The following is a 13,882-nucleotide window of genomic DNA, read 5'->3' on the forward strand; positions in this document are numbered from 1 at the left end:
ATGTGTAGATGCATCTTTTAGCTATAAGGGATCCGTTTGAAAGCGGATTGAAAGACAAAGCGGAAAAGGGATTGTTTCTACCAGGTTTCAACATATACTCCTCCAATCTTGTAACTACCATCCTGGTACTTGTAGAAGTATGGCGAATTGATGTATCTATATGCAACTAACTTACCATCATTAACATCAAATACTACTTGTATAAACATGAATTGCTGACTTACTCTCTGAACTGTTGCACCAATGCTTATACATAGAAGTGCTATAGCCCATGCTGGCGGAGTTGCTTTTAATAAAGCAAATATTATAGCTCCAATAGCTATGCTGCCTGAAAGTAACGGAATAGTATTCAGTTCAGCGGAAATGATGGTACTATTAATTCTTACATTACCAGGTCCAACATATTTCCAGGATCCAAACCAATTGTTGTCCTTTAATATCTGATATGTTTTAACCAAGTAGTGTTCAGTATTAGGTAAAGGTGCTGCGCCGATCACACCTATACTATTATCTAAGTTGAGCTTGAAGGGCCTCGCTATAGTTGCATTAGCATCTACACCTAGATAACTACATGTAGGGGTGCCTAGATCCGGGTATACGCAGAGGTACTCCTTAAATAACCCGATTGTAGCATTACCTTTAAATCCAACATAAAGTATGCTTGGAGAATTAAAGTCCCTATATGGTCTAAATCCCGCTCCAAGGTTGAAATTGGCACTTTGTTGACTATAAGCCGTCCACGATAAACCTGGTATCTCATAGGATACGCTTCCATACGATCCAATAGCAAATGTTGGGGCTATACCAATTGATATGCCGGCTTGCTCAGATGCTATTAGGACAGCACTAAGATCAAAGTATCCGAATTTATCTGGCCACTGGGCAATAGCCATAGCTAATGGTATGTCCACATTACTGAAGCTTCCATATGTTTTATCAAGTCTCCATTCATAACATATCACCCTACCATAATTAGGGCCTCCTGTATAGTAGCAGTACTCTTCAACTCTCCCAGTATTTAACAAATTAATGAACCGGGTGAAAGCGGTTTCACTTGCTAATTCAACTACTACCTTTTCAGGTTCAACTCCAAGACTACTTGCAACATCTTTCCTTACGTCTTCTATACCTCTTATCTTAATTGATTTCTGACTAGATGTTACTTCGATTGATACTTCTGGTTTCGAGGCTAACCCTATTCTCAGTGGTGGCATGATAATATTAGTGTATACTCCGTCTTCCATGTGTATAGAGTTCAGTATTACTAATCCTAATCCGACGCTATCAGGGTCTAACCCTTCTCTCTTCACGTATTCAGCTACTTCCCCATACACCTCGACAATCTTACCCTTGGGTATCTTTATGACGCCGCCTACACTTCTATACCTACCGAGATCTATCAGGCTACCGTTAAGAGCCCAGAAGTAAACCCTGGATATGGTGATAGCCCTTGACGACGTGCCCGGTACACGTATTCTTATAGCTGGCTCAAAATAATCCCTATAATACCTGGTAGTTAAACCCCTATGCTCATCCCTCTTAATATCCGCGGGTACAGTATAATCTAGGACCACCAGCCCCGATACCAGGATGGCTACTACTAATAGAGGAGCCACCAGCCTCATAATATTCACATGCCCCACCCATAAAAAAGACAAACCAGGTATTTATGCCTTTACCACAGCGTATTCACGTATTTCCAACTCATCCAACATCTTGTTTAGAGGCAGCTGTTCCGAAACCCTTTCAATCCCCTTTACATTGAGGCAAAACTATTTAAAAAACTAGGCTAGAGCGTATTTAACTACCTTCAATCCTCTTTATATTGAGGCTGAACGAGTTGATAAACGCCTATTCATATTATCGTGAACATCTTTCAATCCTCTTTACATTGAGGCAGGTGCTCAACGCGGGCCCCATTGACCTCGTGGTCGAATACTTTCAATCCTCTTTACATTGAGGCTCCAGTGGACGCCTTTGGCATCGGTGTAACAATGGTCTTTCAATCCTCTTTACATTGAGGCTGGTTCTCCCATTCACATTTAGGACATCGATGAGATACTCTTTCAATCCTCTTTACATTGAGGCTTTAGGACATCGATGAGATACTCGAATTCCCCCGTTATATCTTTCAATCCTCTTTACATTGAGGCCAGCGGAGTGTAGTAAATGGTCAGGGTAATTCATTACGCCTTTCAATCCTCTTTACATTGAGGCTCAATGTATAGCCCCTTTCTACTAGTAGTAGCGTCAATGCTCTTTCAATCCTCTTTACATTGAGGCTTCGGCATAGGTGTAATAATGGTTGACCGCAAGGTGTTTGCTTTCAATCCTCTTTACATTGAGGCCTACGGATTCCAGAGCATTCATCTCCAAGCGTATTACAACTTTCAATCCTCTTTACATTGAGGCGTAATCCCATAGCGATGAAACCGTGAAAAGGTATTCGCTCTTTCAATCCTCTTTACATTGAGGCCTAAAATGGTGTTCAGCGCCAACGCACTACCCGTAACCAGCTTTCAATCCTCTTTACATTGAGGCGCCGAAGGCCTTCAACGCTACGTAAGCGTCAAGCAGCGTGCTTTCAATCCTCTTTACATTGAGGCTATCGGCCGCAGTGACTACACTGGCGACGGAGGCAGTCTTTCAATCCTCTTTACATTGAGGCGCTGGATGACCTGAAGGAGCAATTAAGACAAGGGCTAATCTTTCAATCCTCTTTACATTGAGGCTTGCGCGAGCTCCAGTTCACCGACCTCGAGATCGAGTTAACTTTCAATCCTCTTTACATTGAGGCCGTAGGCCATGTCAAGCATCTTTGCCTCCCTCCTTCACGCCTTTCAATCCTCTTTACATTGAGGCGCCTCCTTATCGCCCTTCGCAGCCTTTATTATCAGCTTCACTTTCAATCCTCTTTACATTGAGGCACTAGAGGAGGCGGAGCGGAAGCTGGGGATAAAGAAGGACTTTCAATCCTCTTTACATTGAGGCCGGGGAAGTGGTATGTAGCCGCGGTCTCGTTCAGGTTCGGCTTTCAATCCTCTTTACATTGAGGCTTGCGCGAGCTGCAGTTCTCGGAGCTGGAGATCGAGTTAACTTTCAATCCTCTTTACATTGAGGCCCTATGATAAAAGCGGTGCCAGTATCGACACACCTGCACTTTCAATCCTCTTTACATTGAGGCCGACCAGTGCTAGGAACGCCCGGTATATCATCAGTATAACTTTCAATCCTCTTTACATTGAGGCGGAGGATGGTGAGCCGGCTGTCTCGGTTGAAGCCTACACTTTCAATCCTCTTTACATTGAGGCTGTTAGGCACGGCCCTAAGCTACATATTCTACAGGCTACTTTCAATCCTCTTTACATTGAGGCTGAAGAGGTATCTCACCGATGATTTAATCCTTGGCCGACTTTCAATCCTCTTTACATTGAGGCTGAAGCCGTAAAACCCTATATGGTGGTAGCACGGACGAGCTTTCAATCCTCTTTACATTGAGGCGTGGGGTGATATATTCTCTGGGCCCTTCGGCAGGCTATCTTTCAATCCTCTTTACATTGAGGCCTAGCTCAAACAGCCACTGATACGACTACTACCACAATCTTTCAATCCTCTTTACATTGAGGCTTAAGCGATACGCCCGTTATACCTAACTATGTGTTCCGCCCTTTCAATCCTCTTTACATTGAGGCCGCCGGCCCCGCGGGATCTGCCCGCCAGCACCGCTAGATCTTTCAATCCTCTTTACATTGAGGCCTAGGAGCGATGGTTACATTAGTCAGCTCGAACCGGGCCTTTCAATCCTCTTTACATTGAGGCTGTACCTTTCACAGTTGAAAAAGGAAGGGATAATTAGGCTTTCAATCCTCTTTACATTGAGGCCGAGCTACGAGGCCTTCAAAACATTAATGAATTTCCTCCAGCTTTCAATCCTCTTTACATTGAGGCAGCTTGATAATGCCCATGAGTAGCCTGCCGAAGGGGCCAGCTTTCAATCCTCTTTACATTGAGGCAAGGCGTTAAGCTGCAGCCCTACAGCACTGGCTACCTCTTTCAATCCTCTTTACATTGAGGCAAGAATTAATCGAGCAGGAATGGCTCAACGAGGAGGAGCTTTCTTTCAATCCTCTTTACATTGAGGCTTCTACTTCAATGCCGTCAAATTTGTCGTAGAACTAGGCTCTTTCAATCCTCTTTACATTGAGGCAGCAGCCCTACCCCCGTTAAATATGACGTTGAAGCCGTATCTTTCAATCCTCTTTACATTGAGGCGAAGAAGCTGCTGCGTCTCATTAAGGAGAAACTTGACGACTTTCAATCCTCTTTACATTGAGGCCTTATCTAACTGTGACTAATACCTATACCGTATATGATACTTTCAATCCTCTTTACATTGAGGCTGAACCAGCCCAAACCCAAAACCAAGCCCATAATTGAATCTTTCAATCCTCTTTACATTGAGGCAAGACTTAGCGGGCTTGACACAGGTTTACCGGTTTAGGCATCTTTCAATCCTCTTTACATTGAGGCAGGAAGGGAAGGACCATTGACGGTGGTGGGATTTTGGGTCTCTTTCAATCCTCTTTACATTGAGGCACTTGTCGAAGCTCTTCTACATATTATGCTTTCCGGGTCGCAGCTTAAATATCTTACGGTTTTAACTGGAAAGAGTGTGCAGAGCGGCTTCGACCAGTATCAACGGGAGGGATCTAGAACCGGGTGATCAACCTGTTTGTATAAAGCGATCACTTCGACCAAAAACCAGCGGGGGGCATTGGGTTTTTATTGCGGTGTGCTCTAAGTAGATCCTAGGAGTGGTTGGATTGCCCCGCCTGGTCAACGGTTACCTGCTCGTTGACGAGTATGGTGCTTTTCTCGGGAAGAAGCATGGCAGGGTGGTTGTTAGGGTGGGAGGTTCTAGGGAGGAGTATGCGTTGAAGCTGATTAGGGATGTTGTCGTGGCTGGGAGGGCATCCATATCCTCGGAGCTTCTTAAGGCTATGGCTTATAGCGGTGTCGGCTTACTGGTAACTAGTTACACAGGTACTCCGTTAGCTAGGCTTATTCCAGCCAGGGCGGGCGGCACATTTAGGAATAGGGTGGAGCAGTATAAGGCCCTGGAGGATGGGCGTGCATGCATCATTGCTAGGGATCTGATCACGGGTAAAGTGAAGAATCAGTCTTCAAACATCAAGTATTACTCAAAGGCCAGGGCACAGGAATCCGAGAAGAAGGCCCTGTATGAGAAGGCCCTATTGCTCGACGGCCTCATCAAGCAGTTATCCACGTACACCCCTGGGACAGGGAGACTGGAGGAGTGCAGGGAGAAAGTGTTATCTGTGGAGGCGCAGGCAGCAGAGATATACTGGGATGGAATGCGGGTAGTCCTCGGGGACTACGGCTTCGAGCGTAGAGTTAAAATACCTGAAGCAGAGGACAAGCAGCTGGACACGGTGAACACAGCCCTCAACATAGTGTACAATATCCTGGCTGGAAACATGTGGAAGTACGTGTTGAGATTCGGCCTAGACCCCTACGCAGGCTTCCTCCACGCTGAGAGACCTGGCAGACTATCCCTAGTATACGACCTCATAGAGCCTTTCAGACCCCTCGGGGACAGGTTGATTGCTTCACTACTGCGGAGAGGAGTATTGAGGCCCGGGATGCAGGGTAAGGAGGTTGCGATAGCACTCAGGAGTGCAGCGTACTCCGAGCTAACGGAACAGGAGATGAAGTACAAGGGGAGAAAGGTTAAGCTGGAGGCCTCAATGTTCCTGCTCGCAGAGGAAGTGGTCTCAATGCTCACGGGGAGGAGGAGCAGTGTGTCAACACCATTCCTCCTCTGGTGAGCCCGCTTGTACTACCTGGATCACGCCGAGGTAAGGCTTCTCTCACAGGACTTGTTGCCGCGTGTCAGGCTTAACCCACCTGACGAGAGGCTCCGGGGCTGGAACTGGAGTCAGAGCCCTGTTAAACCCTACACCAGGGATATACCTTTAAGCGTGTGGGAGGTTGCAGCTAGGACATGTCCAACGAACAGGGATGTGTGGCTTAGGAGGAAGCTGTTGAGGAAGAACATGCCCTCCAGCCTCGTGATGGTTAAAGGAGTTGTAATACACAGAGTAGTACAAGCCCTCTTCAAGGAGGCTAGGAGGAGTATTTATCTCGGGCAGCTCAGCGACCTCCGTGAAAGACTAGTCGAGAAAGGCAGGGCTGTAACCGAGGATGAGCTCGGCTCTTTCTCCAGGCAGGTGGACACGGGGCAACTAGCTGATGAGTTGCGTGCTTTGAGCAGCGAGGTTTCGAAGTATATTGCAACCGTGATAGAGAGCCACCTGCTGGAGGCGAGATCCAAGTATCCTTACATAGATGAAGACTCCTTGGCGAGTCTGGTTTTCCCATTCGCAATAGAGCTACCCATAGATGGCTCTCTGCTTGGTCTAAGTCCCAATTTAAGAGCGGATGCGTCATGGATCTTCGGTGGACTAGTCTACGATATAAAGACCGGTGAAAGACAATGGTGGCATAGGCTTCAAATAGCTGGCTATGCACTGGCAATCGAGAGCTTCTATGAGAGGCCGGTAGATATAGGAGCTGTCATATATGTCAATTACTCTAGTAGAACCGGGGGGCTGAGGATTGAGAAAGACTTCTTCATAGTGTCGGATGACCTGAGGTCAAGGTTCCTGGAGTACAGGGATGAACTCCAGATGATGCTGGCAGGCAACAAGGAGCCACCTGTAGCGGAAGCATGCCCCAGGTGGTGCCTCTTCAGAGAGCACTGCCTCGGTGTCGGCGAATGATGGTGCTCGTAGTATACGACATAGCTGACAACGGGTTGAGGACCAGGATAGCCGAGGTCTTAAAGGACCACGGCCTTACCAGGATCCAGAAGAGTGCTTTCATAGGGGACTTAACGCCTCAGGAGAGGGAGACACTGGCTGAAAAGCTGTCTAGGCTACAGCTGGATGAGACCGATAGAATAGACATATTCCCGATCTGCGAGAGAGATTTGAAGATGCATATATTGGTGAGGAGGGGGCTTGTTGAGAGGAAGCTGGCTACTCGTTAGAGACCTCGAAGAGTACTTCTTCTGTCCCTTCGCCTTCTACCTATCCAGGGTGGCTGGAGAAGCCAGGGCACCCGGGCTCTGGAGCGAGGTAGGGAAGGATGTGCAGGCAGAGCTATCCAGCCATGTTGAATCCAGGTACAAGGTTATCGGGAGAGAAGTGTTCTTGGAGAGCGTGAGGCTACGTTTAAGGGGTAGGGTGGACTACGTAGTGGAGTTGCATGGGCTGCCAGCCCCTCTGGAAGTAAAGCACAGTAGGAGGCTGAGGCCATGGTGGAAGTACACGCTGGTAGCCTACGCGATGCTCGCCGAGGAGAAATACAGTAAACCCGTTAAGCAAGCACTCCTCATCCTACCGGGCCCCAGGGAGATAAGGCTCGAAGTAGCCTCTGAAGACAGGAGGAGGGTTGAAGAGGCGTTGACAGCGGCTACAGCAATACTCGAAGGGAGGCTCACGCCGAGACCCTACGAATCCCGGAGTTGCATTAACTGCGACTACTCCGCGGCCTGCCGCCTCCTACGCTCCTGAGCCAGCTTCCTTTGTTAAGTGTTTCCCTATTCCTGGAGTTTTGTTGTTACATGTTCGTGAAACACTTCTTCCCGAAACAGTGTTTTGTCCTGGCTCATTGGATTACACGTATGTTTCATTTTCTAGAAACAATAATAATGTAAATATACTTATCTAAGAAACGTAAAGCTTAAATATTACTTAATCCCAATACAGACATGTGGTGAGATACATGTTGGAGAGAGATGAGAGAAAGGCAATTCAGAATGTGGCTAAAGCACTATCCTGGCTGGCAAAGGAGAAGGTGTACAGCCCAATAGATGTGATAGGAGACTCCCTCTCTCCCGCACTGAGGGTCGAGGCGTTGAGAAGGGCCATCAGGATGATAGCTAGCGAGAAGCCCGAGATACTGCCGAGCAAGGAGGATCTGGAGAGAACCATAATGTTATTGCTGGATGAGAAGAGGGGGAAACTAGTTGGAAGCATACTAGCCTCGCTAGCATTGGCGAGTCAGGCATCGGAGAAACTGTTAGAGGAGCCTCCTAAAACCGGGGGTGCGTGAACATGGTGAACCTATGTCTAGCAGCCAGGGTAAGAGCTAATGTTGAAGCATTAAACATGACTGAGACAATCGGCAATGTGAGTAAGCATAGGAGAGCCCCCTACATAATAAGCACTCGCGAAGGATACAAGCTGGTCTATGTTCCAGCGATTAGTGGAGAAAGCCTTGGGCACGCGTTCCAGGCAAACCTCGTAGATGCAGCCCAATACATATATGGGGTTGAGAAGAAGCCCGTGCCCCTAGACCCGTACTCCGCGAGATACGAGTTCGTTAAGTTCAGCGACAGCAAGCACTTGCCCGAAAGCCTCAAGAAGATATTGGAGGAAAGCGGAAAGAAAAAGAAAGAGGGAATAGAGGAACTACAGCACTTATTCGAGAAAACAGCCATACAGGAGAGCATAGTTGCCGACATAGGTGGATTCATGCTTGCCGAGAAGATGCCGGTAAGGAGAACCAGCTTGTTTGAAGTAGGCTATGCAGTCCCCGTTGAGGAAGCAGTATCGGAATCCATCATCGAGGCGCAGATGCATGCTAGACAGGCAGTCGTAGGGCTTGAGGTGGAGGAGAAGACCAGCGGAAAGAAAGCCGGGGAAGAGGCCGGGGAGGGGAAGGAGGCTAAACAACAGATGCTGTATTACGTGGAAGTAGCGTCAACAGTATATGGAATGTCCATGTGCATAGACTTGGGCTCCATCGGCGTTACCTCAATGGTTAAAAGGGAGGAGGCCGTTGCCAAAGACGAAAAGCTGAGGAGGGTAAAGTCAGCTCTGCTCGCACTAGCCATGACCTTTGGATTACAGCTATATGGTGCGAAGAGAAGCAGGTTCAGCCCGGTACTCAGCATAGAAAACATGGTGGCAGTTATCTCGAAACCCCTGCCGATAGCGGCTTCCCCACCACAGGTATCGACATACATTGAGGAGACTGTTTCCAGGGTGCAGAGCACTGTAGCAATGCTCAAGAAGCTTGGAGTAACAGAGGATGCGATAGTACTAGTGTATGGAAAGGATGTCAAGGATGCAGCAGTATTCAAGACGCCTGAAGCATTGTTCGACAAGTTATTCGATGAAGTCTTGAAGAGAGTGGGGTAGCATTCCATGGCTGAGGTAAATAAGCCGTTTTTTATCCACGTCGCATTGTCGCCTCACTCAGCATTGAACTTTGGTACTTTGACTGGAAATAAGAGTAGGCCGGTGTTCACCATACCACCACCTACGACACTAATAGGTGCTCTTTCATACCCTCTAGCTAGGATCGAGGGATCGCCTGAATCAGGTAGGAGGTATATGCCGGCGGTTCTAGCGGGAATTCTCATGGGGGTATATATGCGCCTTGACGGCCCCGCCATTCCCTATGCAACCATCACTAAGATGTGGTTCTACGATCCCGATGACAAGCTGGTGAAAAGCGACGCTTATGGATATCAAAGGCTATATGTTAAACCCAAGTGGAGAGGAGGCCCAACCATAAAGGCTGTCTACATTTTCGACGGAGTCAAGGCTAGAAAAGAGCTTGGAGACAGGTGGAGGGAGAAGCTGGTTGCCAGTGCTACTACGATGGTGAGGCTAGGAGATAAGGAGTCCCTTGTCAGCGTTGACCAGGTGAGTTACGGTGAAGCTGAAATACTCTACTTGGACGAGGTTGTAACACGTTACACGGTTCCATTAAATGACGCCCTCCTGATCGAGCCGGTTGAGCGGTGGCAGGAATTAAAAGTGTATGAGTTCTACGATTGGAGAAAACTAAAGGGACCGGATATCACTGAGCTCCCCACCACTAAGGTGGTCTTCGCGTACGATAGGAGAAACTTCCTCGCAGGCGGGTTGAAGGTGAGGAATCGGAACGCAGGGAAACTTAAGGCTTACAAACTAAAAGTGGGAGAAGAGGTGGAGCATGTTGTCGCCTGGTGAGGAAGGCCAGCACTGTAAAGTCTCCGAGATCGAGATAAAGGTTCCACCCATCCAGTACCCGACAATCAGGAGTCTCGTGCTAAACTTCCTCATTGAGCTGACATCGAAATCGGGTGGAAACTACAGTTTCACCGGAGACACCTTCGTGCTACGCGGCGATGCCTGTGCTACTTTACGCGAAGCATTGCTGGACGTTATCGACGTCTTCGAGTCCAGAAAGAACATAGATGAAAGAGGCGGGTATTGCCCCAAGCTCTCAAGCAATAGAAATGATTTCGACTGGGTTGGTAATAGAATAGCTAACGAAATGGGCTTCCAGATTGAAAAGGATATCACGATATGCGACTTCTTCGTTAAACTCATCAAAGCCTCTGCAGAAATTGTATCGAGAGAGCCCGGGGTAGTGGCAGAGGAGTTGAAAAGCATTAGGATGGATGAAGGGGATATTTACCTCGGGAGGGATGAGAGTGCACAGTATCCTCAGCTACAGGTTTTCAAACTAGAGAAATACAAGTATGGGAAGAAATACTTGAGCTTCACAGAGTTCAAAGGCCAGATGAAGATTTCGTCAATATGGTACAGTATACTAGGGGCTGGCTGGCTCTTATCTTTCTCAGGTTACCTAGGCTCTCTTCTCCTAGCCCACATAGATGAGGATGCCATTCTATCCAGGTTAATGCTGCCGGGCGGGGATCCAGGGGAACTGCTTGGGGCGCTAAAAGAGTACACTGTTCTACCATTGAAAGAAGGATACCAGCCAAGCCACACTGAAGCCTACACATTGCTACTCTACCTCAGCATTGACCCGGGTAAGGTGGACCGCTTGAGAAACATACCAGCCAAATACTCCAAGATAGTATTCGCTAACACATATGTGGTTGTAGAAGACATAGGTTTCGATATTTCACCAGTATACGATGGCGTAGAGCTATTAATTGGAAAAGAGGAGTATGCCGAGCTGAGGGAAAGAATAAAGGAGATGTTGAGATGCGTGCTCCTAGATTATGCTAGGAGGCCTTCAAAATACTGTAGAGATGTATGGGGCGATACAAGTGATCTCTCGGCGATGGTAAGGTATTTGTGGAACATAATGTCGAAGATGGATCCATATACTAATGCCTACCGGCTGATTCGCGCATCCCCGCCCGGTAAACGTAATTTCAGGGATCCATACATAGCGCGGAAACTCCTCAAGTGGGTGGACGACATAATGAGGCAAGGTGTTGTGTTGGAGTGAGAAAATTAATATCAGATTTTTTATACGCATTCGACTTCAACGCTCCCGGGCTTGCTGTACTAAAGCTACCCACAGGCTACGGTAAGACTGAGCTCTTCATGGAACTAGCAAAAAGAACCTGTATGGGGAAGATAGCTAGGGCTATTTATGCATCGCCGTTGAGAGCGTTGAACGAGGATCTCTACTATAAGCTTGAGGAGAGAGGCTACTGCGTAGTTCACCAAAGGGCGAGACAGTACATGGAGAGAAGCGAGTCCCCATTCTTCCATAGAAAGGTTGTGGTGACAACGATAGATACACTTGGCTTCAGCGTCTACAAGGTGCCTACTGCAGAGATGAGTGATATTGTAGAAGGCTATGTGATGAAGGATGAGAGGACAAGGGGGCATTTCTCCATCCCTAGGGCTAACATCAGCGATTCAGTTGTACTGATAGATGAGCCCCACCTGGCATTCACTGAGAGCGGGTTGGAAAGACTTCTACTCGGGATACTCCAATACTTGCTTGCAAGCAAGGCAACCGTTATACTAGCTTCAGCAACGCTCACAGACCTCATGCTCAGGAAGATAGATTACATTAAGAGACGCGTCGAAGATAAAATAGGTGTCAAACTACAGTACGAGAAATGCATATATGCGAAGGAGTGCAGCTTCAGTAGCAACACACGCGATGAGGAGTTCGACCAGGTGCAGGCAAAGAAGAATGTGGAAATGGAGATTCACACCTCGAAGCAGCTGATCGACAAAGTTCTTGAACTGATTGCCAGCCGGGACGCAACTAGGAAGTTGATAGTGTTAAACTCACCGAGGGAGGCCATCAAGGTATACAGAAAGATCCAGGAGCAAAACATTGAGGGAACCGGTGAAGTATTTATGTTGCATGGGCTTCTATCGAGAAATGACAGGGAGGAAACAACAAGAAAACTCCTCGAAAACAAGAATAAGCCATTCACACTAGTAGCAACACAGGTTGTTGAAGCCGGGCTCGATGTCAGTGCGGATCTATTGATAACGGATCTTGCACCAATACAGAGTCTCGTACAGAGAATGGGGAGGGTGAGCAGATGGGATCAAGATGAGTCAGGCAGGATCGAGATCGTAGTTGACGAGCATAAAATGAACAACAGCGAGGACTACGGCCCATATGGAAAAGACCTCGTTGATTCCGCCTTAAAAGCTCTCTCAGAGATCAAGGGATCCCTAAAGCCAAAGATTCCTGCGTCAATGGAAGGCTTCAAAGGGTACATGGATCTAGTAGACTACGCTGAGAGCATCCTAGCCCCCAGATATGAGGAGCCAGCACTTTCACTGGGAAAACTGCTGTCTCTCTCCTCCGAGCCACAGGAGCAGATAGTGTTCGACTTCCTTAGTGGTAGAATTGGGAGGAATGCGGTCACAATTCAAGGGTTTATCCTTGACGCAGACGGCAGTAAGGTGGTTGAAAACAAAAATGTGGAGCCGGGGCAACTCGAAAGCATGGATAAATTGATGTTGCCTGTCTGGCTACTTGAGAGGCTACTTGACAGTGACGATGGGAAGAGTATAACGGTAATAGTTGAGGAGAAGGGATCAATAGTGATTCGTGAGAAAGGCCTAGATAAGTTGAGGGATATAATCAGGAGGAGCAAGAAGGGCGGTGCTGGGACGCATAAACACTATGATGTCTTCAAGCTGAACTATTCCCTGATAAACGAAAACATCAAGGGAGTTCTGGTTCCGAGGTCTTTGTATAATAAAATAGCCCGTGAGGGTGTGGATTATGGAGAGTAAAATAGTACTCTGTGCCAGAAAAGGACAGCAATTATTGGAACACGTAAAACTCATGCTGGATTTCACGGAGAAATGCTACTTCAACAAGAACGAATTCGAACTAACGGCAAGGAGGCTCGGCATCGATGCATCCGAGCTTAGGGAAGCCATTATCGTGGCCGAAGTTTTTCACGATATAGGGAAGATATTCTTTCACAGCAATCTCAATGTTGATGAAAAGTGCGATAACGCACCAAACTCATATCGTGGACACGAGGTGCTATCCAGCTTTATTCTCAACACCATTTCCGACCAGTATAGGGTTTTTGAGTATGATACACCTAGAGCCAGAGAGGGCACTGAACCAGAATGCATTATTCAAAGAGCATTAAAATACTCCGTCCACTTAAGCATAATAGGTCACCATGAAGCCATGGGTTATCAACGCAGATCGCATGCGTCATCAAGAGAAGTTTACGAGAAGTTCCTGTGGTTCAAGAAGAGAACAGGCATTAGTGCCGGCGAAGCCGTCGAGGGTTTCCTAAGCAATGTTTTATCAGGTACTCCAATAAATCTAGGGACTCTAAGATATGATGCCCTAGACGATGAAGACTTGGTAAGGCGGTATCTTGAGAGATTCGTAAGTCATGTAGACAGCGTGTACAACCTGCACAACGAGTCCAAGGAGTACCTGTATGCCTCTGCAATTGCAACAAGAGTATCAGCAGTACTGATGATGGCCGATAACTTTTCTGCAGCTAAGGGGAGTGTAAAAAATAAGAAGATGTTCCTGGATTTCGATAGTACCTGTACCATGGGCAGGGATGTCAAGGTACACACGTAGGGAC

At 47.4% G+C, this 13,882-nt stretch carries 11 protein-coding genes and 1 CRISPR repeat array; of the genes, 10 read left to right on the forward strand and 1 reads right to left on the reverse strand.

Annotation, left to right across the window (positions count from 1 at the left end; genetic code table 11):
• Positions 1-77: 77 nt before the first annotated feature.
• Complete coding sequence (locus DESMU_RS04990; RefSeq protein WP_245526413.1) at positions 78-1,643, reverse strand: hypothetical protein; 1,566 nt, start codon at positions 1,641-1,643, stop codon at positions 78-80.
• 100 nt (positions 1,644-1,743) lie between these two features.
• Positions 1,744-4,596: direct repeats of the CRISPR family, unit length 25 nt; unit sequence CTTTCAATCCTCTTTACATTGAGGC.
• Positions 4,597-4,814: 218 nt separating this feature from the next.
• Here DESMU_RS04990 and cas1 point away from each other — a divergent pair.
• The 10 genes from cas1 (at position 4,815) to DESMU_RS05040 (ending at position 13,878) form a co-directional block, all read left to right on the forward strand.
• Complete coding sequence (cas1, locus tag DESMU_RS04995) at positions 4,815-5,849, forward strand: CRISPR-associated endonuclease Cas1 (protein ID WP_245526414.1); 1,035 nt, start codon at positions 4,815-4,817, stop codon at positions 5,847-5,849.
• A 6-nt stretch (positions 5,850-5,855) separates the two neighbouring features.
• On the forward strand, positions 5,856-6,803 hold the full coding sequence (gene cas4a / locus DESMU_RS05000) for a type I-A CRISPR-associated protein Cas4/Csa1 (RefSeq protein ID WP_013562514.1): 948 nt from the start codon (positions 5,856-5,858) through the stop codon (positions 6,801-6,803).
• A complete protein-coding gene (gene cas2 / locus DESMU_RS05005; RefSeq protein ID WP_013562515.1) occupies positions 6,800-7,072 on the forward strand; it encodes a CRISPR-associated endonuclease Cas2 in 273 nt (90 codons plus the stop codon). Before cas4a ends, cas2 begins: the two co-directional genes overlap by 4 nt.
• Positions 7,044-7,598: a CRISPR-associated protein Cas4 gene (gene cas4, locus DESMU_RS05010; RefSeq protein WP_013562516.1), complete on the forward strand. Its 555-nt coding sequence runs from the start codon at positions 7,044-7,046 to the stop codon at positions 7,596-7,598. Before cas2 ends, cas4 begins: the two co-directional genes overlap by 29 nt.
• Before the next feature lie 199 nt (positions 7,599-7,797).
• Positions 7,798-8,139, forward strand: a complete 342-nt coding sequence (locus DESMU_RS05015) for a hypothetical protein (protein ID WP_222830656.1) — start codon at positions 7,798-7,800, stop codon at positions 8,137-8,139.
• A gap of 2 nt (positions 8,140-8,141) precedes the next feature.
• Entirely contained in the window at positions 8,142-9,230 is a 1,089-nt protein-coding gene (gene cas7a, locus DESMU_RS05020; RefSeq protein WP_013562518.1) for a type I-A CRISPR-associated protein Cas7/Csa2, read from the forward strand.
• A 6-nt stretch (positions 9,231-9,236) separates the two neighbouring features.
• Entirely contained in the window at positions 9,237-10,049 is an 813-nt protein-coding gene (locus DESMU_RS05025) for a CRISPR-associated protein Cas5 (RefSeq protein WP_013562519.1), read from the forward strand.
• The gene (locus DESMU_RS05030; protein WP_013562520.1) at positions 10,036-11,286 is read left to right on the forward strand and encodes a hypothetical protein; all 1,251 of its coding nucleotides are present in this window, start codon (positions 10,036-10,038) and stop codon (positions 11,284-11,286) included. Before DESMU_RS05025 ends, DESMU_RS05030 begins: the two co-directional genes overlap by 14 nt.
• Entirely contained in the window at positions 11,283-13,055 is a 1,773-nt protein-coding gene (gene cas3, locus DESMU_RS05035) for a CRISPR-associated helicase Cas3' (protein ID WP_013562521.1), read from the forward strand. The genes DESMU_RS05030 and cas3 overlap by 4 nt, the downstream gene beginning before the upstream one ends.
• Positions 13,045-13,878: an HD domain-containing protein gene (locus DESMU_RS05040; protein ID WP_013562522.1), complete on the forward strand. Its 834-nt coding sequence runs from the start codon at positions 13,045-13,047 to the stop codon at positions 13,876-13,878. The genes cas3 and DESMU_RS05040 overlap by 11 nt, the downstream gene beginning before the upstream one ends.
• The last annotated feature ends 4 nt before the right edge of the window (positions 13,879-13,882 follow it).

The organism is Desulfurococcus mucosus DSM 2162, assembly GCF_000186365.1.
GTDB classification, from domain to species: Archaea; Thermoproteota; Thermoprotei_A; order Sulfolobales; family Desulfurococcaceae; genus Desulfurococcus; species Desulfurococcus mucosus.

Bases quoted from the DNA above. Each gene is read 5' to 3' on its own strand.
- cas2 (WP_013562515.1), top strand. From the start codon at position 6,800: ATGATGGTGCTCGTAGTATACGACATAGCTGACAACGGGTTGAGGACC.
- DESMU_RS05025 (WP_013562519.1), top strand. From the start codon at position 9,237: ATGGCTGAGGTAAATAAGCCGTTTTTTATCCACGTCGCATTGTCGCCT.
- cas7a (WP_013562518.1), top strand. From the start codon at position 8,142: ATGGTGAACCTATGTCTAGCAGCCAGGGTAAGAGCTAATGTTGAAGCA.
- DESMU_RS05040 (WP_013562522.1), top strand. From the start codon at position 13,045: ATGGAGAGTAAAATAGTACTCTGTGCCAGAAAAGGACAGCAATTATTG.